The organism is Telluria sp. AIW5 (assembly GCF_056680575.1).
This window is the reverse complement of the sequence record NZ_CM155289.1, coordinates 3,652,822-3,673,902: the sequence shown is the minus strand read 5'-3', so window position 1 is coordinate 3,673,902 and position 21,081 is coordinate 3,652,822. Positions and strand designations below refer to the sequence as shown.

17 protein-coding genes and 1 pseudogene are annotated in these 21,081 nt (G+C 68.8%); 5 read left to right on the top strand and 13 right to left on the bottom strand.

The window, feature by feature from the left end; all coding sequences use genetic code 11:
- Positions 1–26: 26 nt before the first annotated feature.
- Both ppsA and AC1MEM_RS16245 read left to right on the top strand, forming a co-directional pair.
- Entirely contained in the window at positions 27–2,456 is a 2,430-nt protein-coding gene (gene ppsA / locus AC1MEM_RS16250) for a phosphoenolpyruvate synthase (RefSeq protein ID WP_499472162.1), read from the top strand.
- 245 nt (positions 2,457–2,701) lie between these two features.
- Positions 2,702–3,058: a hypothetical protein gene (locus AC1MEM_RS16245; protein ID WP_499472160.1), complete on the top strand. Its 357-nt coding sequence runs from the start codon at positions 2,702–2,704 to the stop codon at positions 3,056–3,058.
- Between the two features lie 173 nt (positions 3,059–3,231).
- Here the strand turns inward: AC1MEM_RS16245 and AC1MEM_RS16240 are convergent, their stop codons facing one another.
- The 4 genes from AC1MEM_RS16240 to AC1MEM_RS16225 all read right to left on the bottom strand — a co-directional run bounded on the left by AC1MEM_RS16240 (position 3,232) and on the right by AC1MEM_RS16225 (position 6,348).
- A complete protein-coding gene (locus AC1MEM_RS16240) occupies positions 3,232–3,690 on the bottom strand; it encodes a carboxypeptidase regulatory-like domain-containing protein (RefSeq protein ID WP_499472158.1) in 459 nt (152 codons plus the stop codon).
- A gap of 275 nt (positions 3,691–3,965) precedes the next feature.
- Positions 3,966–4,142 (bottom strand): hypothetical protein, encoded by a 177-nt coding sequence (locus tag AC1MEM_RS16235; RefSeq protein WP_499472156.1) that lies wholly within the window; start codon positions 4,140–4,142, stop codon positions 3,966–3,968.
- A 189-nt stretch (positions 4,143–4,331) separates the two neighbouring features.
- Positions 4,332–4,931, bottom strand: coding sequence for an NAD(P)H:quinone oxidoreductase (gene wrbA / locus AC1MEM_RS16230; RefSeq protein ID WP_499472154.1), 600 nt, complete (start codon positions 4,929–4,931; stop codon positions 4,332–4,334).
- 241 nt (positions 4,932–5,172) lie between these two features.
- A complete protein-coding gene (locus tag AC1MEM_RS16225) occupies positions 5,173–6,348 on the bottom strand; it encodes a tyrosine-type recombinase/integrase (RefSeq protein ID WP_499472153.1) in 1,176 nt (391 codons plus the stop codon).
- A 111-nt stretch (positions 6,349–6,459) separates the two neighbouring features.
- Between AC1MEM_RS16225 and AC1MEM_RS16220 the strand changes: the two genes are divergently transcribed.
- The gene (locus tag AC1MEM_RS16220) at positions 6,460–7,050 is read left to right on the top strand and encodes a nicotinamidase (protein ID WP_499472151.1); all 591 of its coding nucleotides are present in this window, start codon (positions 6,460–6,462) and stop codon (positions 7,048–7,050) included.
- A 113-nt stretch (positions 7,051–7,163) separates the two neighbouring features.
- Here the strand turns inward: AC1MEM_RS16220 and bcaP are convergent, their stop codons facing one another.
- The 3 genes and pseudogenes from bcaP to AC1MEM_RS16205 all read right to left on the bottom strand — a co-directional run bounded on the left by bcaP (position 7,164) and on the right by AC1MEM_RS16205 (position 12,007).
- Positions 7,164–8,558 carry a branched-chain amino acid transporter BcaP gene (gene bcaP, locus AC1MEM_RS16215; protein ID WP_499472149.1) on the bottom strand — a complete coding sequence of 465 codons (1,395 nt, stop codon included), beginning with the start codon at positions 8,556–8,558 and terminating at the stop codon, positions 7,164–7,166.
- A 521-nt stretch (positions 8,559–9,079) separates the two neighbouring features.
- Positions 9,080–9,448 carry a DUF2784 domain-containing protein gene (locus AC1MEM_RS16210; protein WP_499472147.1) on the bottom strand — a complete coding sequence of 123 codons (369 nt, stop codon included), beginning with the start codon at positions 9,446–9,448 and terminating at the stop codon, positions 9,080–9,082.
- A 24-nt stretch (positions 9,449–9,472) separates the two neighbouring features.
- Positions 9,473–12,007: pseudogene (locus AC1MEM_RS16205) on the bottom strand (alpha/beta hydrolase fold domain-containing protein).
- Between the two features lie 285 nt (positions 12,008–12,292).
- On the opposite strand from AC1MEM_RS16205, the gene AC1MEM_RS16200 reads away from it, so the two are divergent.
- Complete coding sequence (locus tag AC1MEM_RS16200) at positions 12,293–12,700, top strand: hypothetical protein (protein WP_499472145.1); 408 nt, start codon at positions 12,293–12,295, stop codon at positions 12,698–12,700.
- Between the two features lie 11 nt (positions 12,701–12,711).
- Here AC1MEM_RS16200 and AC1MEM_RS16195 read toward each other — a convergent pair whose 3' ends face one another.
- The 3 genes from AC1MEM_RS16195 to AC1MEM_RS16185 form a co-directional block, all read right to left on the bottom strand.
- A complete protein-coding gene (locus AC1MEM_RS16195; RefSeq protein ID WP_499472143.1) occupies positions 12,712–13,221 on the bottom strand; it encodes a pyridoxamine 5'-phosphate oxidase family protein in 510 nt (169 codons plus the stop codon).
- 230 nt (positions 13,222–13,451) lie between these two features.
- Positions 13,452–15,110: an FAD-binding oxidoreductase gene (locus AC1MEM_RS16190; RefSeq protein WP_499472141.1), complete on the bottom strand. Its 1,659-nt coding sequence runs from the start codon at positions 15,108–15,110 to the stop codon at positions 13,452–13,454.
- On the bottom strand, positions 15,107–15,859 hold the full coding sequence (locus AC1MEM_RS16185) for an N-acyl amino acid synthase FeeM domain-containing protein (protein ID WP_499472139.1): 753 nt from the start codon (positions 15,857–15,859) through the stop codon (positions 15,107–15,109). Before AC1MEM_RS16185 ends, AC1MEM_RS16190 begins: the two co-directional genes overlap by 4 nt.
- Positions 15,860–16,274: 415 nt before the next feature.
- Here AC1MEM_RS16185 and AC1MEM_RS16180 point away from each other — a divergent pair, with 415 nt between their 5' ends.
- Positions 16,275–17,483, top strand: coding sequence for a glycosyltransferase (locus AC1MEM_RS16180; protein ID WP_499472137.1), 1,209 nt, complete (start codon positions 16,275–16,277; stop codon positions 17,481–17,483).
- 57 nt (positions 17,484–17,540) lie between these two features.
- Here the strand turns inward: AC1MEM_RS16180 and AC1MEM_RS16175 are convergent, their stop codons facing one another.
- Genes AC1MEM_RS16175 through AC1MEM_RS16165 form a run of 3 tightly spaced genes read right to left on the bottom strand, consistent with a single transcriptional unit; the run spans position 17,541 to position 20,982 of the window.
- A complete protein-coding gene (locus AC1MEM_RS16175) occupies positions 17,541–19,364 on the bottom strand; it encodes an asparagine synthase-related protein (RefSeq protein ID WP_499472135.1) in 1,824 nt (607 codons plus the stop codon).
- Positions 19,361–20,413 carry an AMP-binding protein gene (locus tag AC1MEM_RS16170; protein WP_499472133.1) on the bottom strand — a complete coding sequence of 351 codons (1,053 nt, stop codon included), beginning with the start codon at positions 20,411–20,413 and terminating at the stop codon, positions 19,361–19,363. Before AC1MEM_RS16170 ends, AC1MEM_RS16175 begins: the two co-directional genes overlap by 4 nt.
- A complete protein-coding gene (locus AC1MEM_RS16165; protein WP_499472131.1) occupies positions 20,320–20,982 on the bottom strand; it encodes an AMP-binding protein in 663 nt (220 codons plus the stop codon). The genes AC1MEM_RS16170 and AC1MEM_RS16165 overlap by 94 nt, the downstream gene beginning before the upstream one ends.
- Between the last annotated feature and the right edge of the window lie 99 nt (positions 20,983–21,081).

Here is a 21,081-nt window from a genome sequence, read left to right as displayed (position 1 = left end):
GTTTTCGCCACACAGAGGAGGATACAATGGACACCCAGCCTGCATACATTCGCTGGTTTTCGGAACTGGGCATCGGCGACGTGCCCCTGGTGGGCGGCAAGAACGCCTCGCTCGGCGAGATGTATAGCGAACTGGGCAGTCAGGGCTGCCGGGTGCCGAACGGCTTTGCCGTCACCGCCGCCGCCTACAGGGCAACGCTCGACCACGCCGGCGCCTGGGAGCCCCTGCATGCCGCACTCGACGGCCTCGACCCGGCCAGGGTCGACGACCTGGCGCGGCGCGCCGCGCAGGCGCGCGCGCTCGTGCATGGCGCGCCGCTGCCGCCGGAACTCGAGGCGGCCATCCTCGCGGCCTATGGCGAACTGCGCGCGGAGTATGGCGACACGCTGACCGTGGCCGTGCGCAGCTCCGCCACGGCCGAGGACCTGCCCACCGCCAGCTTCGCGGGCCAGCACGACACCTACCTGCACATCGAGGGCGAGGCGGCGCTCCTCGAGAGCGTGCGGCGCTGCTTCGCCAGCCTGTTCACCGACCGCGCGATCGTCTACCGCATCGAGAACGGCTTCGACCACTTCAAGGTCTGGCTGTCGGTGGGGGTGATGAAAATGGTGCGTTCCGACCTCGACTGTTCGGGGGGCGCCTTCACGCTCGACACCGAAACAGGTTTTCGCGATGTGGTCCTCGTGACCGGCGCCTACGGGCTCGGGGAAAACGTGGTGCAGGGTACGGTCGACCCGGACGAGTTCACGGTCTTCAAGCCCATGCTACGCGCCGGCAAGCGCACGGTGCTGCGCCGTACGCTGGGCAGCAAGGGAGTGCGCATGGTCTACGCCGCGCCCGCCAGCGGGACGGCCACGCGCAACGAGCCCACCACGCCGGAGGAGCAGGCCCGCTTCTGCCTTGACGACAATGCCGTCCTCGAACTGGCCGCGTCCGCCTTGCGCATCGAAGAACACTACGGAAAGCGCGCCGGGCATCCGGTACCAATGGACATCGAGTGGGCGCGGGACGGCCTCGACGGCAAGCTGTACCTGGTCCAGGCACGGCCCGAGACGGTGGCGTCGCGCCGCTCGGGCACCGAGCTCGACGAATACCGGCTCGAAGCGCGCGGCGGCGTGCTGGCGTCCGGCCGCGCGGTAGGCGGCAAGATCGCCAGCGGCACGGCGCGCGTGGTCGCCCATGCGGACGAGCTCGGGCGGTTCCAGCCGGGAGAAATCCTGGTCGCCTCGACCACGATGCCGGATTGGGGCACGGTCATGAAGACGGCCGCGGGCGTCGTGACCGACCATGGCGGCCGCACCTGCCACGCCGCCATCGTGGCGCGCGAAATCGGCGTGCCGGCGCTGGTCGGCTGCGGCGACGCCACCACGGCCATCCGCACCGGCGACGAGGTGACCCTGTCCTGCGCAGAGGGTGAACTCGGCCACGTGTATGCGGGTCGCCTGCCCTTTCGCAAGACCAGCACCGACCTGGCTGCGCTGCCGATGCCGCGCACCCACATCATGGTCAACATCGGCAATCCCGAGACGGCGCTGCGCACTTCCTTCCTCCCCAACGACGGGGTGGGACTGGCACGCATGGAGTTCATCGTCGCGGAGCACATCCGCATCCACCCGATGGCGCTGGTCCATCCGGAAAAGGTCGAGGACGCGGCGCAGCGCGCCGAGATCGCCCGGCGCACCCGCGGCTACCCCTCCCCGGCCGACTTCTTCGTGCGAGAACTGTCCGAGGGCGTCGGCACCATCGCGGCGGCGTTCTGGCCCAAGCCGGTCATCGTGCGCATGTCCGACTTCAAGACCAACGAATATGCCAGCCTGCTGGGCGGCGCCGCTTTCGAGCCGGTGGAGGCGAACCCGATGCTGGGTTTTCGGGGCGCCGCGCGCTATGCCCATCCCGCCTACGCGGAGGGCTTCGCGCTCGAATGCCGGGCCATGCGGCGCGTGCGCGAGGACATGGGCCTGGCCAACCTGCGCCTGATGATCCCCTTCTGCCGCCGCGTGCAGGAGGCGCGCGGGGTGCTGGAAGCGATGGCGCAGCACGGGCTGGAACGCGGCCGCGACGGGCTCGAGGTCTACGTCATGTGTGAGATCCCGAACAACGTGATCCAGATCGACGCCTTTGCCGCCCTCTTCGACGGCTTCTCGATCGGCTCGAACGACCTGACCCAGCTCGTGCTCGGGGTGGACCGCGATTCCGACCTGGTCGCCTTCGACTTCGACGAGCGCGACCCGGGCGTGCTCGAGATGCTGCGCCAGGCGATCGTTGGCGCCAAGCGCAACGGCCGCCACGTCGGCATCTGCGGCCAGGCGCCGTCCGACTATCCGGAAGTGGCGCGCTACCTGGTGGAACAGGGGATCGATTCGATCAGCCTGAATCCCGATTCGGTCGTGGCCACGGTGCGCAACCTGGTTGAGGTCGAGCGCGCGCTCGGGATTGCGCCCCGGGCCGTGACGTGAATCGAACCGCACTTCCCGCCAGGCGCCGCGTCTAGGCAGCCATCGGGTTTTGCACCCTGCAGGAGGCAATCATGGTCCACATGACAATCGACATGCCGGTCGTCGGAGCCCGCCCCGGGTTCACCTTGCGGACTGTGGCCGGTGGCGCGCGCGACACCGTCAGGCGCCGCTTGACGGGAGCCGCACTATGACCAATAGTTTGTTCACGCGGGCTATACATTCTTCAAACAACCGGGAGTGCGACCATGAAGACCAGTCCAATCAATCCGATGCGTGTTCTTGCAATGCTGCTCGCGGGGGCGGGCCTGGCTGCCTGCGCCTCGATGCAAGAAGGCCAGGACCATCAGCGCCATCATCCGGGACGCTCGGTGGATGCGATGGCGCCCTCTCCGGGCCAGCAGTCCGCCATGGGAGGAATGGGTGCGAATATGACCGGCGGCATGGGGCCGGCGGACACGGAAACGATGTGCGCGCGCTACCGCGGCATGCGCGACGCCCCGAATGAGCAGGCGCGGCAGGCCATGATGCCCCGGGAAATGGGCGCAATGTCGCCCGGCATGCAGCAGCAGCACATGGAAATGATGCGCAAGCAATGCCAGTGATCGCCAGCGGCCGGGTGTGGAACGCTGCGGCCGCGAAGCGCAGGCACGCTGGTCCGGTCAGGCAAACGGACGGGTTGGCGGCGGGAGGCGCCGGGCGCGGCCCCGCAGGCGACTCTCCGCCCGCGGCAAACCGGGCCGCTCGCCTGCGGTCTCGCCCTGGCAATCGCCTCCGTTCATCCGCTTTCGCCCTGGGCGGCCGGCACTACCAGGTGCAGGGGCGTGCCTTTCGCGCCGGGCCGGAGCAGCGCGTTCCCGGAAGCGGCGCGCCCCTCGATTTCTCCGCGAATGTGATAGCGGCCACCCTTCGGCAGGTCGACCAGCATGATGGGCCCGCTGCAAGTGGTGTTCAACAGCGAATGGCCGCGGGCGTCCGCAATGTCGACCTGGACGTCGCTCAGGTAACTGCCTGTGTTCGTTGCAAACGTCAGTATCAAATCATAATCGCGGGCGGCACGCTTCATCCGCCCGGCCTCATCGCTTCCGACGCCGCCGCACACATAGGTGATGCCGTTCTCGGTACTCGCCTGGGGCAGGGCATCCTTGCCGCCCCCTTCGTCCTCTTGTTGCGCATGCGTGAACGAAGCGGCGCACATCAAGCCTGCCAGCGCAGCGAACATGGTCCGGGTTTTCATGACTATTCTCCTGAACACTGAGCTCCCGTCGACAATTCCTACATCCTTGAAGTGTAGCTTCGTCGCTCCGGGTTTCAAGCAGCCTCCCGCTTGCAAGCGCGACGACGTCGGCAGAAGCTGCTGTCGTCGTACCACGCGCTAGCAATTCACGGGTTCGACTCCGGTGGGGTAAACAGGGATGCGATCCCGTCCGCGTACCGGGTGCGGATGGCCTCGCACTGGAGACGGCAAGTTGGAGTCGGCAGGCCGTTCGCCAGCCGCGCCGGGCTCTGCATTCAATTGCTTCCGGAAGCGCCGCGAAGGCCGGCGTGGTAGATGAGATGGTAGACCAGGCCAACCAGCACGCTGCCGCCGATCAGGTTGCCCAGCAAGACTGGGATCGGCAACAGCGGCAGCTGCGCCTTGGCGACGCCGACCGTCCCGCCCGCTCGGTAATCTCCTTGGGGGAGCATGCATCGAATCCAAACAGCTCAGGCATGGCCGGGGTGCAGTTGGCTTTGCATGGCCGCTCCCTTCGTATGAAAGTTGGATCGACTACATGCTGCGCCTCCTCGTGATTGAAGTACGCACAGCCGGTCAGGGTCGGGCCGGCATGAGTGACAGCACCGGGCCGGCACCCGCGATACGCCGCCCCGTCCGGCTCAACCGAACAGCTTGACCGCCGTCTTCGCCACCAGTTCCCCCTGCTGCCGCGCGCCTTCCAGTTCGTTCTGGCTCGGCTGGCGCTGCCCCTGCCCTCCCGCGATGGTGCTGGCGCCATAGGGACTGCAGCCAGTGATCTCGTCGAGCGTCATCTGCCCCGCGAAGCTGTACGGCAGGCCGACCACGACCATCCCGAGGTGCAGCAGGTTCGTGATGATCGAGAACTGCGTCGTCTCCTGGCCGCCGTGCTGGGTCGCGGTCGAGGTAAAGGCGGCGCCGACCTTGCCGTGCAGCGCTCCCCTGGCCCACAGGCCGCCGGTCTGGTCGAGGAAGGCGGCCATCTGCGACGGCATGCGGCCATAACGGGTCGGTGCGCCGATGACGATGGCGTCGTAGTCGGGCAGCTCGTCGACGGTGGCGATCGGCGCCTGCTGGTCGAGCTTGAAATGGGCGGGACGTGCGACCGCCTCGGGCACCGTTTCCGGCACCCGTTTGACGACGACCTCGGCGCCGCCGGCGCGCACGCCTTCGGCCATCGCCGTCGCCATCTGCTCGATGTGGCCATACGTGGAGTAATACAGGACCAGTACCTTTGCCATGCGACTCTCCTTCGTGAATGAATGAAAAAACGGATTCGAACAGTGCCCGGCCCGCCTGAGGGGCCGGCCCATGCTACCCCGATCCGGGTTCGCGGCGCGCCCTGCTTGTGCCCTGCCCGGCCGCAGGGGCGGCACGCCTGTGACCGCCCTCACCAGGGATGCGCGATTGCGGTACCGGATGGAGAAGTACAACATCCGGAACCGGTTGGCGCAGGAGACGCAGCGCCGCGCCGGACGGGGCTCACTTTTCCTTCTTCCCGGCGTTGCCACCCCTGGCGGCCGAGCCGATGATCTCGTCGTGGCGCTCGTGATCGGTCTTGTGCAGGTAGCCCGCCGTGGTGGCGATGTTCGCGTGCCCGGCCGTGTCCTGCAGCGTTTTCAGTTGCACGCCGTTGTTGGCGTGGTTGGTCAGCATGCTGTGGCGCAGCCAGTGGGCCGAGGCGTGGCGCAGGCTGGCGGCGATGTCGTGCAGGCCGGCACCGGCGGCGGCCAGCGCGGCTTCGGCGAAGACGCCCTTGATCGCTTCGGACGCGGCCTCGTCCGTGAGGCGGGTCACGGCCCGGCTGCGGCTCGACAGGACGAGCGGCATGCGGTCCGCGCGCGCCGTGTACGGCGGCAAACCGTAGGCTTCCCGGTATTGGCGGAGGGCATCCAGCATCTCGTCCGGGACCGGCAAGCGGCGCGGCTTGTTTCCCTTGCCCATGACGTCGAGCCACCAGCGGTCGTCGCCTTCCGAATAGATCGCGCCCATGTTCGCGCTGACGAGCTCGTTCAGGCGGGCACCGGTGTGGGCAAATGCGATCAGCAGGAAACGGTCGCGTGCACGGCGCCGGGCGGCGGCCGCCGAATCGGGCACCCGGCGCGAGACCGTCTCGACAGCCAGGGCGATTGCTTCGGGCGTCAGGTAGCGGGTGATGCGGCTGGCGATGGGGGTACGCACATTGCGCACCATCGCCGCCGGGTTGCGCCGCAGGTAGCCGGTCTGCTCGGCAAACGCCAGCAAGCCTTTCACCGCAATCATCGCCTGGCGCCGGCTGGGGTCGGACAAGGGACCGGTAAAGGGGCGGTAACGCGGGTCGCTGCGCGGCCACTTGGTCTTCGAAATCCAGTCTTCGGGAGGATTGCGCAGGAATTCCTTGTAGGCGTTCAGGTCGGCGACGTTCAGCTGGGACAGCGTTTTCTTCGCTTCTTCGCGGCACCAGGTCAGGAAGCGGAACAATTCCTTCTGGCTATTGGCGATTGATTTCGGGCTGAGTTCGCCGTTGCCGATGAATTCGCGGGCGATCTCGGCGTCGGTCTGCGCCTCGGTAATCGGGTCGTCGGCGACGCGGAACATCTTGACGTCGAGACGGGCGCTCGGGGTGTCGGCTTGCCCGGGAAGGCGTGGTGCGAGATCGATGGGGGCAAACTTGGTCATGTTGGCTTAGGGAAGTACTGTGTTTTTATACAGTATATCATGTGGCACCACCAGTCCGATACGGCTTTGTCGTGCTAATCTGCCTATATCAAACAGCCGACAGGACAAGGCATGTATCCGCTCCCGCTTACACCCGAGGACGCCCTCCTCGTCATCGACATGCAGGTCGATTTCCTCCCCGGCGGCAAGCTCGGCGTACCGAACGGGCACGCGGTGCTGGCCCCGATCAACCGGCTGCTGAGCCTGTTCAACAGCCGCGACTTCCCGATTTACGCTTCGCGCGACTGGCATCCGCCCAATCACTGCTCCTTCGTCGGGCGCGGTGGTCCCTGGCCGCCGCATTGCGTGGCCGGTACGCCCGGCGCCGCGTTTTCCGATCAGCTCGACTTGCCGGCCGGCGCGGTGGTCGTGTCGAAGGCGGATAGCGCCGACGCGGACGCCTACTCGGCCTTCAACGGCACCAGCCTGGCGGCCCAGTTGCATGCGCGCGACGTGCGCCGGGTCGTGGTCTGCGGCCTGGCCACCGACTACTGCGTGCTCAATACTGTGGTCGACGCGCTCGAAAACGGGTTCGAGGTGATCATCGTGCCGGAGGCGATGCGTGCCGTGGATGTGGCGCCCGGCGATGGCGAGCGGGCGATCGCGCGCATGACCGCGCTCGGCGCCCGGAGCGCAACGGTGGACATGCTGGCCGGGGCCTGAGCGGAGGCCTGCGGCGGCACAGCGGGGACGAAAAAAAACCTGGCCACGGCGGACGCCGGCGGCCAGGTTGTTCGTGTGTTCGCTGCCCGGCCCCAGCCGGGCAGTCGTGCGTTTTACTTGCCGTTCAGCAGCGAGCGCGAGCGCGCGTAGCCGAAGTAGACGACCAGGCCGATCACCAGCCAGACCAGGAAGGCCATCCAGGTGGTGGCGGACAGGAAGGACATCAGCGCCAGGCAGAAGATGATCGCCAGTGCCGGGACCACCGGCACGCCGGGGCAACGGAAGGCGCGGTGCAGGTCTGGACGTTTCTTGCGCAGGATGATGACGGCCAGCGACACCAGCGAGAATGCGGCCAGCGTGCCGATGTTGACCAGTTCGGCCAGCACGTCCAGCGGCACGACGGCGGCGATCAGGCCGAAGACGATGCCGACCATCCAGGTGGCGAAGAACGGGGTGCCGTATTTCGGGTGCACGGTCGACAGGCGGGCCGGCAGCAAGCCATCGCGCGACATGGCGTAGAGGATACGGGTCTGGCCGAAGGCCATCACCAGGATCACGGTGCTCATGCCCAGGATGGCCGCCAGGTCGACGAAACCGGCAACCCAGTCCTGGCCGGCATACTGCAGCGCCAGCGACACCGGGTGGTCGACGCCCTTGAAGTTCGGGAACGGGACGATGCCCGTCATGATCGCGGCAACCACCACATACAGCACGGTGCAGATGGCCAGCGAACCGATGATGCCGATAGGCAGGTCCTTGCTTGGATTCTTCACTTCTTCGGCGGCCGAGGTGACGGCGTCGAAGCCGATGAAGGCAAAGAACACGAGTGCCGCGGCGCTCATCACGCTGCCCGCGCCGAATGGCATGAACGGATGCCAGTTCTCCGGCTTGACGTAGTTGACGCCGACAACGATGAACAACAGGACGACGCCGGTCTTGATCAGCACCATGATGTTGTTCAGGCGCGCCGATTCGCGCACGCCGAGCGAGAGCATGAAGGTCAGGACCATCATGATCAGGAAGGCCGGCAGGTTGAACAGGGTGTGCACGCCGGGAACGGCGCCCGGCGCGGCGCGCAGGGCTTCGGGCAGCACCACGCCGACGCCCTTGAGCAGCGACTGGAAATAGCCCGACCAGCCGACGGCAACCGTCGAGGTCGCCAGGCCGTATTCGAGCAGCAGGTCCCAGCCGATCATCCAGGCGACGATTTCGCCGAGGGTGGCATAGGAATACGTGTAGATCGAGCCGGCCACCGGCACGGTCGAGGCGAATTCCGCATAGCACAGCGCCGCGAAGCCGCAGGCCACGGCAGCGATGATGAAGGAAAGGGTCAGCGCCGGGCCGGCCGTGACCGCGCCGGTGCCGGTCAGCACGAAGATACCCGTGCCGACAATCGCCCCGATACCCATGAGGATCAGGTCCATCGGTCCGAGGACTTTTTTGAGCCCGCCAGGCTTTTGGCTGGCCGCGACCATGGCATCGAGATTTTTCGTCCTAAAAATGCTCACTACGTGTTCTCCTGTTATTCATGATGTCTCCTCCGGTAGCCCTCGGATTATTCCGCTCGGCCATCTTGCTTGTTTGCTACGCTTGTCTGCGTCGCTTTTCAGCTTCGCTCTTCCGCTTCGCTTTTCGGCTTATTTCTCGCAAGGCCCATGTTACGCACGCGCGCCCTGCCGCGCCCGCAGGCAATGCGGACGACAGGCGTCCGCACCGCACACAGGCGGCGGCAGAGTGTCACGCCGAAGGGATCAGGTACAGACAGCACTACCGACAGCGCTACCAGGAAAAAGCGCCCGCGAACCGCCAGGCGCCGATCGACCCGCTACGTTCGCATGCGGTCGAATCGACAACGCACACGAAAAGCAATAACAATAAGCCAGCACATCCGCATTATTGCTCCGGCAACCCCTGTTGAGCAAGCGCTCGCGTCGCCGGGCCTGCTTCATTCCTCCTTTTTCGGCGGGCGCGCAGGAATTGCTTGCATGAGGGTGGGAAATGTGCCGGATGGCGGCGCTGGCAAGTGTCTTTACGGGGAGCCAGGGCGCCGGAGCCAGAGAAATGCGTATAGCACTAGGTTGACCAGCAGGACGATGCCGGCGAGGACGAACTGGATTGCGCGGGTCAGGCCGCCTGGATACAGCAGCCACACCATATAGTGCTCGACGAAACCACCTGCGTAGCCGGCCAGGCCCGCGCGCAGGCGCAGCAGGTTTTCCAGCGTCGTCAACGGACAGCCGCGCCCGCTCAGCTCGATGTACACGCCCCAGGCGGCCGCCGGCAGGTGCAGCCAGGCCAGCCGCGGCCGGCGCAGCACGATGAAGGCGCCGCAGACGACGAACAGCACGAAGGCCAGGTGGGCCAGCAGGACCAGCAGGGCTGCGGTGGCGTAGAACACGGTTTGATCCGCACGGAGCGCGGCTCAGCGCAGCGCGCCTTCGTCCGCGACGGGCCCGGAAGTCTGCGCGTCGGCCGGCGCGTCCGCAATCGAGGCGGCCCGGATGCGTTCACGGGCAAACTGGGCCAGCGCGCCAATCGCATTCGCGGCCGAGCGCAGGTAAAACGCCTGCAGGTGAAAGACATGCCAGCGTCCGCGATGGAGTTCGAAGCGGCAGGCCAGGCCGCAGGCAAGCGCGTGTTCGACGAGTTGCTCGGCGTCGGGCAGCAGGATTTCCTCATCGCCCCCCTGGACGAGCATCGGCGGCAGGCCGCGCAGGTCGCAGCGCAGCGGGTGATGGGCCTCGTCATCCGCTGCGCAGGCATACCATGCGATGCCCTGGCGCACCCAGGACGCGCGTACCATCGGATCGACGGCGGCGTTCTGGTGCGTCTCCGGACCGGGCGGCGGCATCCGGGTAACGGGGGAAATCAGCGCCAATGCCGCCGGCATGGGTGCGCCGCGTGCGCGCAGGCGGATCGCGGCGGCCAGCGCCAGCGACGCGCCCGCCGAGTCGCCGGCCAGCACGATGCTGTGCGCCGGGATCCCCGCTGCGACCATGGCGTCGTAACAGGCGAACGCATCCTCGAGCGCGGCCGGATAGGGATGCTCGGGGGCGAGGCGGTAGTCGGGCACCCAGAGCGGCAGGCGCGCATCGCGGGCGAAGCGCGAGGTGATGCTGCGGTGGGTGCGGGGATTGCCCAGGCAGAAGGCGCCCCCGTGCAGGAAGAGCACGGCCCCCTCCTCCCGTCGTTCGGGCGTGACCAGTTCGACCCGCAGGCCGCCGACCTAGACCTGGCGGTAGCTGACGCCCGGGACACCCGGCATCAGCGGCGCGAGCAGCGTAATGATGCGGCGCTGCGCGCGGGCGCTGAACGGAGGCCCGATGAAGGGCTTGAAGCAGGTGCGCAGGAAGCCGCGCTGGAAAGCCGCACTGAAACGTTCCGGCACGGAGCGTGGCGCGGCGATGGACACGGCGCCCGGCTGGCCCGGCAGGGGCGTGCTGAACCGATAGGCGAGCAGGCTCGCGCGGCGGGTCAGGACCCGGTAGCTGAAAGTGAACCCCGGCCAGTTGGCGCTGTTGCGCCCGTGCCGGTCGAGGTACCAGCTGCTGCAGCCCTGCCAGACGGTACCGGCCAGGCGCCGCTGCAGGCGGGTATTGAAACGCCGGTGCGCGCCAGGCTCGACCTCGACCGACGCCGCGCCCGCCACGCGCATCGCTTCGCGGCAACGCATGACGTGGCGCACCTGGCTCTCCAGCATATAAATGATCGAATTGTGGCCGAGGTTGGTGTTCGGGCCGTACAGCATGAAGAAATTCGGAAAGCCGGGCACGGTCATGCCGAGATAGGCTTCGGCGCCTCCGCGCCACGCATCGTTCAGGTCGCGTCCGCCGCGCCCCTGGATCGACATCGGGGCCAGGAAGTCGGTGGCGGCGAACCCGGTTCCGTAGATGATGACGTCGACCTCGTGCTGGCGGCCGTCTTCGGTCTCGATTCCCGTCGGCGTGATGCGGCGGATCGGCTCCGTCACCAGGCTGACCGAGGGTTTGGCGAAGACGGACAGGTAATCGTCGCTGACCAGGATGCGCTTGCAGCCGATCGGGTAGTCGGGCGTCAGGGCGGTGCGCAGGGCGGCGCCCCTGACTTCGCGTTCGAGCATGCGCTGGAACGGCAGGCCGACCGCCAGCCACATCATGCTCCTGAGTCGCGTGAATGCCAGGGCCCGCGCTTCGTATTTGGCGTAGATGAGACCACGATGGGCGCGCATCACCCATGGCAGGCGCCGGAACAGGTGCTTCTGCCATGGCCGGTATGGACGGTCGTTGCGCGGCTTCAAGTAGGATGGCGAGCGCTGGAAGACAAGCAGGCGCGCAAGCCGGCCCGCGATCGCCGGAACGAACTGGGTCGCCGAGGCGCCGGTGCCGATGACGGCGACACGCTTGCCGTCCAGCTGGCAGGCGTGGTCCCAGCGCGCCGAATGGAAGGCCGGGCCACGGAAGCTGTCGATGCCCGCCAGGCGCGGCAGCAGCGGACGGCTCAGCAGGCCGGTCGCGCTCACCAGCAGCCGCGCCAGGAGGCGCTCGCCGCCTGCCAGGCGCACCTCCCACAGCGCGCGCTCCTCGATGTAGCGTGCCCCCGCCACCTCGCTGCCGGGGCGGATATGCTGGGCGATCGAAAACCGGTGCACGCAGTCGTGCAGGTAGGCGTGGATTTCGGCCTGCCGGGCAAAAGTGTGCGACCAGTCGGGGTTCGGCGCGAAGGAAAACGAATACAGGTGCGAGGGAACGTCGCAGGCGGCGCCGGGATAGGTGTTGTCGCGCCAGACGCCGCCGACGTCGCCGCCCTTTTCCAGGATCAGGAAATCCTCGACGCCCGCGCGGCGCAGCGCCACCGCCATGCAGATGCCGCCGAAGCCGGCGCCGATGATCAGCGCCTCGAGAATGGCAGTCGATGCAGTGCCGGGGCTGGAGGCGGCGCCCCGCGCGGGGCCGGTGCTGGGTGGTGGCAAGGCTGTCATCTGCTGTCTCCTCGGCTTACGGACCAGGCGAACATTCCCATCCGCAACGATACACCAGGAGTCCGCTCGCGGGTCCGATTCCGTCACGCGCCGCGCTGCGCGCATGCGGCCTGCATGTTTCCCGTCCCCCAGGGCCGCGGCGCCCTGTCCAGATGCGCAGCCGCGGCCTGGGGCCGCTTCTTTTGCGCTCGATGAGTCTTCCTCCTACAGCGTCACGCTGCACACACCGATGGTACAAGAAGCCTGCGCGGGCATAATCGGGAGACTGAATCACGGGAGACCAGAATGGCTACGCAAACCTCGAACAATGCAGGCACAGGACAAGGCACGGCGTCCAACACGGCATCCAGCACGCCAGCGGACGCGGCATCGACCACGCTCGGCCTTGGCGGCCTCACCAGCGGCCAGGCCGGCGCGACGCCGCGGCACGAGACCCAGCAGGAGACCGGCGGCAGCGGCGGCGCCCAGCTGACGCACAGCACCGGCGAGATCGACTCCCCGCCGGGCCAGCGCGCAGCCGCAACGCCGGCGGCGCCCGAGCCAAGGCCGGAGGCGGACGATAGCGCAGTCCAGAGCGGCGCGCGCGGTGCCCAGGATACCCGCGGCCAGCAGGCCGGCGGCACCGGGACCGGGCTGGGATCGCCCGAGACCGGCGCGAACCAGTCGGAAGCCGACCTGCCCCCTGCGCGTTAGGTTTTTTCGGATCAGGATTGCAGCTTGATCCTCCCATGCTCTCCCGGATCGACGTCCGGGGAGGTGCCGGTCACGGCCGCCCTGGCCATCTGGAACAGGCGCACCATCTTGCTGTCGTTCGAGTCCCAGTACTCGGCGCTGTGCGGCGCAACCCGCACCAGCACGACGTGTTCATCGTCGGGACCGTGCGGGAACCAGGCCTGCACCATCGGATTCCACAGGGCGCGGATGCGTTCGCGGTCGACGACGCGCTCGGCGGTGCCGCTGATCGAGACGTACAGGCTGTCCTCCGGCTGGGCGAAGCTGACATTGACTTCGGGCTGGAGCGCGATGTTTTGCCACAGCGGCGCGTGGATCGAGGTGTAGAACCAGAGGCCGCCCTGATCGTCGGTCTCCTGGTTGGTCATTGGATGGCTGATCAGGTGGCCGTGTTCGTCGACGGTGGTAAACATGGCAAAGCGCATCGAGCGGATCTTGTCCGCCAGCGCAGCCGCCTGTACAGAAGCATTCGTCATGGACATGGTGTTTCCTTAAAGATTGGGTGAACCGACATGCTAGGCCGCGCGGCCGCAACGCTCGGTGCGGCGGCGTACGCAGGAGCACGCACGGCGGCTTCGAGCCTCCATGTGTTTAGTCCCGCGCCGCCGGAACTGGTTCGGTCGCGCAGATTGACGCCGCGCAGGTGCGACCTGGACGCGGGGCCGATACTGGCCCCTGCCCTTGCGCCCACCCAACCATGCCCACCGCAGCCCTACATCATGCCTTGCGCCACACCCGGCTGGTAGCGTCCCGGCGCCAGGATCCCGGCCGGGTCGAGCGGTGCCTTGATCGCGCCCACCGTCCGCCAGTAGCTGTCGCCCGCCGGGTCGAGCCGGCCCATCGCGTGGTTGCCGACGCGGTAGGGAATATAGCCGGCCTCGAACATGCGCCCGAAGACTTCATCATGGCAGGCCCGGGCGCGCGCGGCTTCGTCGCTGTCTTCCTTGTCGTAGGCCACGGTCAGCACGCCGCCGAGCGTGCGCTCGTTGATCATGCTGAAGGTGGCGAACAGGTCGAAGCCGTACTTGTCGAAGCTTGCCTGCGCGAGTGCATGTACGGCGAGCATGTCCTCGCCGCGCAGCGGCAGCACCGGCGAGACCCACAGCAGCCCGCAGTTGTCGCGCGCCGGGTCGGCTTGCGCGGGAAAACCAGCGGGCAGCGCCTCGCGCCGGCGCCAGTAGGCGCCGGCCAGGAAGCGTCCGTCGGGCACGCCGCGATTCATCGCGAACAGCGATTCGCCCAGTGCCACCCTGGCGCGCAGGCGCCGGCCGGCGTCCGAGCCGCCGAGCAGGCGCGCGGCAAGGGCTCCGGCGCGCAGGCTACGTTCGCTGATGAAGACCGGGCGCGCGGCGGTGCCGCGCAGGGCCCGCCGCAGTGCCGCCCGCGCCGCGCTCACCTGGGCGTGTGTGCCGTAGAGTGCGCCGGAGACGCTCCAGGCGCCGACCCCGGCTTCGCGGCGCATGGCGGCGCGCAGCACGTCGGGCAGGCGTGCGCCCTGCGGCACCGCCGTGCGCGGGAAGGTGCCGCCGCCCGACAGCACGCGCATGTCGTTGCCGATGTGCAGGATGCTGCGCAGGGTCCCGTCCAGGCGCAAGGGGCGCAGGGCGTCGACGACCGGTGCGATATCGACGTGTTCCGGCACGCTGCACAGGAAATGGTTGACGCATTCGGCCTGCGGCATCAGCCAGATTCCCAGCCTGGTCACGATCCCCATGTTCGACTGCGTGAACAGGCCGTCGAGGAAGGGACCGACCCCGTACGGGAACAGGTGGGTGGTACGCGACTGCGCATAATGGCCGAAACCGGTCTCGAGCAGGTCGCCGCCGGCCAGCACCACCTGCATGCCGGCCACGTGCTGCAGGCGGTTGCCGTAGGGCGAGTGGCCGAAGCCGCGCTCCATGATATTGCCGATATAGCTCGTATCCGGTCCGGCGCCGGTGCAATCGGCCCACAGGCGGTGGCCCTGTTCGCGCAGGTAGTCGGACAGCTGGCGCTGCGTGACGCCGGGCTCGATGACCGCGTAGGCCAGTTCCGGGTCGACGTGGATGATCCGGTTCATGCGCGACAGGTCGAGGATCACCTGGCCGGCGCCGACCGCGCAGGCGTCGCCGTAGCCCCAGTTCTTGCCGGTGCTGATCGGATACACGGCAAGGCGCGCCTGCGCGGCGATTTTCACCAGTTGCGCCACTTCCCCGGCATCCGCCGGGCGCACCAGGGCCAGCGGGAGCACCGGCCGCGCCGCCGTGCTGCGCGCATAGCGTTCGCGCGTGCCCTCGTCGGCCAGCACGTGCGCGGCGCCAACCACGCCCGCCATCGCGGCCAGCGCCGCTTCGAAGCCCGCGTGTTCCTGCAGATCGTTCAGTTGGCTCATGCCCATTCCCCTCCCCGGCACAGGGCCGTTAGGCGCGCACTGATGGCGGGTACTTCGGAGGCGGGAAAGAAATAGGGATAGAAGGAGCGCTCGCCGGCATACTCCTCGAAGCTGCCGCCCCATTTGCGGATCCTGGCGCCCATCTCGTCCAGCGGCAGGCGTAGCAGTACCGCGGGCGCGCCGACCCGGCTGCAGGGGCGCTCGCCGCCGAAGTTGGCGAACCCGAGCATGCGCTGGTAGAACGCGACGTGGCGCGGATTGACCTCGATGACGTAATCGGTGTAGCCGTGCAGCTCGCAGGCATACAGGTAGGATATGTGGATCAGCGCAGCGAAGACGCGCTTGGACATGCCGGCATCGATTGCCAGGCGCGAGGGTTCGCACAGGCGGCGCCCCTGGTGGCGCAGGATGTCGAGGCGGTCGCGGAAATTCTCGTCGGCAGGCAAGGCCGTGCCCTTGTCGAGGCACAGGCTCATCGTGCCGACCAGCTCGCCGCCGGTCTCGGCATACAGCGTCACCTTGTGCGCATCGCCCTCGCCGCTCTCGAAGGTATAACCGCGCCAGGCGTACATGCGGCGCACCAGGGCGCCGCTGTCGGCATGGCGCCCGGCCGACAGCGCGACCCGGACGCTGAATACCTGCGGCTCGGTGCGCAGCGCCGCCTGTCCGCTTGCGGGGGTGGGCCGCACGGCCGACGGCCGGGCTGGTGCTGCCTGGAACGATGCGATCGGTAATTCGTCTACCAACATGCTGGTCTCCCTGAAAAAGCGTCCCGCCGTCATTGGCGAAAACACATGACTGCCATTCAGACAAGGTCAGCAGTAAGCAGGTTCCGCGGATTTTGGCCAGATCTTTTCTATCTGAACATAGATCAAGCTCCGAAGAAGTTTGTCACAAGCACTTGGCGAATTGTCGGCCCGCAACGTGCCGTTTCGCTGCGGCACGCGAGCGCTTTGACCGGTATCAACGAGAAAAAGGGTTACGCGGTGCGCGCCACGCGCAGCCATATAATCGACAGACCTGCCGCCGCGCGCCGGCCAGGCTCTCACCGGAGACCGTCCCATGTCCTTCGTCCACCGCTCGCGGCCGGCCCGGCCACGCCGTTCTCTGCGCCCTTCTCTGCGCCGTTCTCTATCTTCCTGCGCACACCCATGAGATCCGGCCATGTTCCCGTGCGGCGCCGGGCGGGCGCTGCCTGCCATGGGTAATCGTCCCGTTGCGGCGATGACCCCGGCCTTTGCGCCGCCGCGCCTGGTCGCCCATGTCGTCAACCGCCTCGACCGCGGTGGCGCCGGTAACGGCCTGCTCGACCTCATTGCCCACATGCCGGGAGAACGCTATCGGCACGCGGTCCTGTGCCTGCGCGACCACGGCATGTTCCATCACGACTTGCGCGAGCATGGTGTCGAACTCATCGATTTGCACAAGCGCGATGGCGCCGACCCCGGCCACTTCCTGCGCATGGTGCGCGCCCTGCGCGCGCTGCGGCCCGACCTGGTTCATACGCGCAACCTCGGCGGGCTCGAAGGCCAGCTGGCGGCGGCGCTGGCCGGCGTGCGGCTGCGCGTGCACGGCGAATATGGGCGAGAATACTCCGAGCCCTCCCCCTCCCAACCGCCGAGCCTGCTGCGCCGCGCGCTGCGTCCGCTGGTCGGCCATTACATCGCCGCCAATGCCGAGCAGGAACGCTGGCTGATCGAACAGGTCGGCGCCGAACCCTCGCGCGTATCGCAGATATCGAACGGCGTCGACAGCCTCGAATTCCACCCGCGCCTCGGGCCCCACGCGGCCGTCGGGCCCGACGGCTTCATGCACGACGATGCCTTCGTCATCGGCAGCGTCGGGCGCATGGACGACGCCAGGAACGACACGACCCTGGTCGAAGCTTTCCTGCGCCTCATTTCCTCGCCCCACGCTTCGCACAGCCGGCTGCGCCTGCTGATCGTCGGCGATGGTCCGATGCGCGCCGAATGCCAGGCCATGCTGGAACGTGCGGGGGCCGGGCACCGTGCCTGGCTGCCGGGCGAGCGCCTCGATACCGCCCAGCTGATGCGGGCGATGGACTTGATGGTGCTGCCGGCTTTGGCCGCAGGCAGCGGCAAGGTGCTGCTGGAAGCGATGGCGACCGGCTTGCCGGTGGTCGCGACTTCGGTCGGCGTGCACAGGGAGCTGGTCCAGCCGGGGCTGACCGGCATCCTGGTGCCGCCCATGTCGCCCGATGTGATGGCGGCGGCGATCGCGGACTATTGCCGCATCCCGGAGATGGGCGCCCGCCACGGCGCGCGGGCGCGTGGCCAGGTGATCGCGCACCACAGCCTCCCGGCAATGGCGCGCAGCTATCTTGCAGTGTACGACGCGCTGGCGGGAGGCTGAGCACCCGCGAGCGCCGGCCCAGGCCGGAGGCCGGGCGCGGCCGGGCGCCGGTTCGGACTAGGCTTCCACCAGCGAAGCCTCGTTGCGCTGCCGTTCGGCCGCGAAACCATCCCGCCGCGCCCGCGCCAGCCACTGTTCCAGCATCAGGAGCCGCCACACCGCCTGGCCGTGGATTGCCGGGTCTTCCGGCAGGCGCCGGCCGAGCAGCAGGTCGATGAATTCACGGCGCACGATGCGGCGCCGCGCCAGGTCGGACAGGCTGTCGTAAACCAATGCGCGCAGCCGGGCGTCGCCTTGCAGCCAAGCCCCGAAGGGAAGCACCGGTGTCCCGGCGGCGACCGCAGGCAGCACGCCGTCGAGCTCGCGCAGCGCCTGGCCGAACAGGCGCCGCGGCCCCTTGCCGCTCTTGTGCGCCGGCGCCAGGCGCGCCGACATGGCGACGACCGCATCGTCCAGGCAGGGAAGCGCCGCCTGCACGCCGGCCGCTGCACAGGCGGCCGCGAAGGCGGGGACGATCCGGCACGGAAGGTCACCCTGCAACGCCAGGTCGACCGCGCGGTTGGCGGCGCTGCGCGCCTGCGCCAGCCACCATGCCTCTTCCTGCGCCGCGGCCGGCGCGCCCGGATCGACCAGTTCGAGAAAGGCCGGTTCGAACACGCTTGCCGCGCCGTGGGCAAGCAGTGCATTACGCCGGCGCAGCCGGTTCACGGGCGGCGCCATCGATTGTTCGATGCGCGTGCGCACGCGTTCGAAGGCGCCCGGCAGGCGTGCGCCGAGCCCGAACAGCAAGGGTTCGATCGCCAGCTGGCGCAGCGCCGCGGGCAGGCGTTCATAGCGGTTCGCCCGCGCCATGTGGGCGTAGCGGCCACGCCCGAACAGCTGGGCGGCGCCGAATGCGCCGTGCAGATTGCGGCAGCCATCCTCGCGCGTCATCTGCGCTGCGAACAGCATGGCGACCGCGCCGGGGTCGCCGCAGGGGGCGTCGCTCGCAGCGGCCAGCGCCGCCACGGCGTCGGCGACGTCGCCGGCATCGAGGATGTGCTCGCGGTGCCGGCTGCCGATCCGGCGCGCCGCCGCGCGCGCCCCCGCCAGGCCGCGCCCGCCGTTGGCGCCGAAGCCGACCGCGTAGCTGTGCACGGCCTCGCCGGCGCCGCGCTGCAGGAGCGTCGCCAGCAGCGCACTGGCAACGCCGCCGCCGAGCATCACGGCGTCGCGCTGGCGCGTCCTGCCGGCGTCAACGGCGCAGGACAGCGCGTCGAGCAGTTCCGTGTGCGGTGCGGCGTCGGCGGCGTGTTCCGTGTAGCGCATGCGCCAATAGCGGATGCGCTCGAGCCGGCCGCCATGCAGGTGCAGGCATTCACCGGGCGCCAGGCGGCGCTGGCCGGCAAACATCGCGCGCGGGCCGTGCACGGCGTGCAGGTACAGGTAATCGAACAGGGCCTGCGGATCGACCGTGCGCCCCGCGCCGGGGTGGCGCGCCAGCGCCTCGCTGCTGCTGGAAAACAGCAGGCTGCGGCCGGCCATCTGGTAGAACAGCGGACGCGTGGCGCAGCGGTCGACGGCCAGCAAGGCTTCGCCGCGGCGCTCGTCGAGCAAGGCGAAGGCAAAGTGGCCCGACAGCGCGGCGCAGGCCCGGGGGCCGTGGGTCCGCCAGAGGCGCGCCAGGGCCTCGACCCGTTCGCCCCAGTGCACGATCAGCAGGCCATCCTGGTGGTACAGGCTGGCTTCCCCGGGGCCGGCCGCGAGTGCGACGGCGCCCAGGCTGTGCCGGGCGCTGCGCAACTGGCGCGCGCCCGCGAAAGGCGCGGCCATCTCTTCCAGCGGCATGCCGGGCGGCTCGGTCGAGCACCACCCACAGAGTCCAGTCGCGGCGCCGCTCATGGCGCCACCTCGGCAAACAGCGGCGCCAGCTCGCCGGCCAGCAGTGCGCGGTCGATCTGGCCGTCGCGCGAACGCGGCAAGGGTGCGCGGCGCACGTCGACCATCGCCGGCAGCATGTGCTGCGGCAGGCGCGCACGGCAGGCGCCAAACAGGATCGCGGAGTCGAGCCGTGCCCCGGGCCGGGGCGTGGCCAGCACGGCGATCACCTGTCCCAGCACCGGATGGGCAACCCCGACCGCCGCAGCCTCGGCCACGAGGCCGGTGCCGACGACGATTTTTTCGACTTCGCGCCCGCTGATCCGGTAGCCGCCGCTCATGATCGTGTCGTGGCGTCCTTCGGCGAGATACAGGTAGCCTTCCAGGTCCTTGCGCGCGGTGACGCCGGGCCAGTAACCGGTGTCGCGGCCCGCCAGGCCGGCAGCCGGGGGCAGGAAGCGATATTCTTCGCTGCTGGCGCATGGATCGTTCCAGTAACCCAGGGCGATGAGCGCGCCGCGGCGCACCAGTTCGCCCGTCTCGCCCGGGGCGCATTCGCGGCCGTCCGGGCGCAGCACCAGCCAGTCCGAATACGGCGTGGCGCGCCCAATCGATCCCGGGTGCTCGTCGAGCTGCGCCGGCATCAGGCTGGTCGAGCGGCAGGCCTCGCCGATGTCGTACAGCAGGTGGATCCGGGTGTGCGGCAGCGCCGTGCGCAAGGCGGCCAGGGCATCGCGCTCGAGCCCGCCGCCGGCGCAGGCGGCGTAGCGCAGGCAATCGGCGGCGCGCGCGAGATCATGTTCGGCCAGGGCATTGAAGGTGGACGGCAAGGCGGCCAGCCCGGTAATGTCGCCGCGCTCGAGCACGCGCGCCAGCGCCGCCGGGTCGGGCAAGGCGCCGGGGACCGTGCCACGCGCCGTGCCGCCGACGGCATCGAGCACGACCGTCGCGCCGGCCGCCAGCGCCGACAGCAAGGCGTTCAGGCCGTAGTCGCCGTGAAACGGCAGCGCCGCCACCACCCGGTCGGCCGGCTTGATGCCGAGACAGCGCGCCGTCGACGCAGCGCCGGCCACCAAGTTGCGGTGCGACAGCGCCAGCGCGCGGGGCGCAGCGGGCGCACTGCCGGCACCCGGATAGACCAATGCGGCGAGCCCGGCGCTCGCCGGTGCGGGCAGGCTGGTTTGCGCGGCCGATCCCAGGAAGCTGTCCCAGGGAGCACGGGAACCCCCACGCGGCGCGGGGCGCCACCGCCATGCACGACGATGCAGCGCAGCGAAGGACAGTCCTTGAGCGCGTCGCCGAGCGCATGCAGGCCGACCGCGTCGATCACGAGCAGGCGCACGCCGCAGTCGCGCAGCAGGGCCGTGCAGCCGGCTGCGCCCAGCGTCGGGTCGACCGGAACGAAGGCGCAACCGGCGCCGGAGGCGCCCAGCAGGGCTGCCACGGCCGGCGTGGAGGCCGGGAGGCAGACCGCCACCCGGTCGCCGGCGCCGAGGCCGGCTGCGTGCAGCCCCCCGGCAAAGGCGGCGATCGCACTCGCCAACCCGGCGTAACTGATGCGCTCGACGCCGTGGCGCAGGGCGGTTGCCTGGGGTGTCCAGGCGGCTGCCGCGTCAACCAGTTCGTGTGCCAGCTGGGCCATTATTTCCTCCGATCACGCTCAAGGTAAAAATGCATGATTGAGAAAAACTGCAAACAGGTCATTGACCCTCGTCAATAGAAATTGCTCGGCCACAGCTGT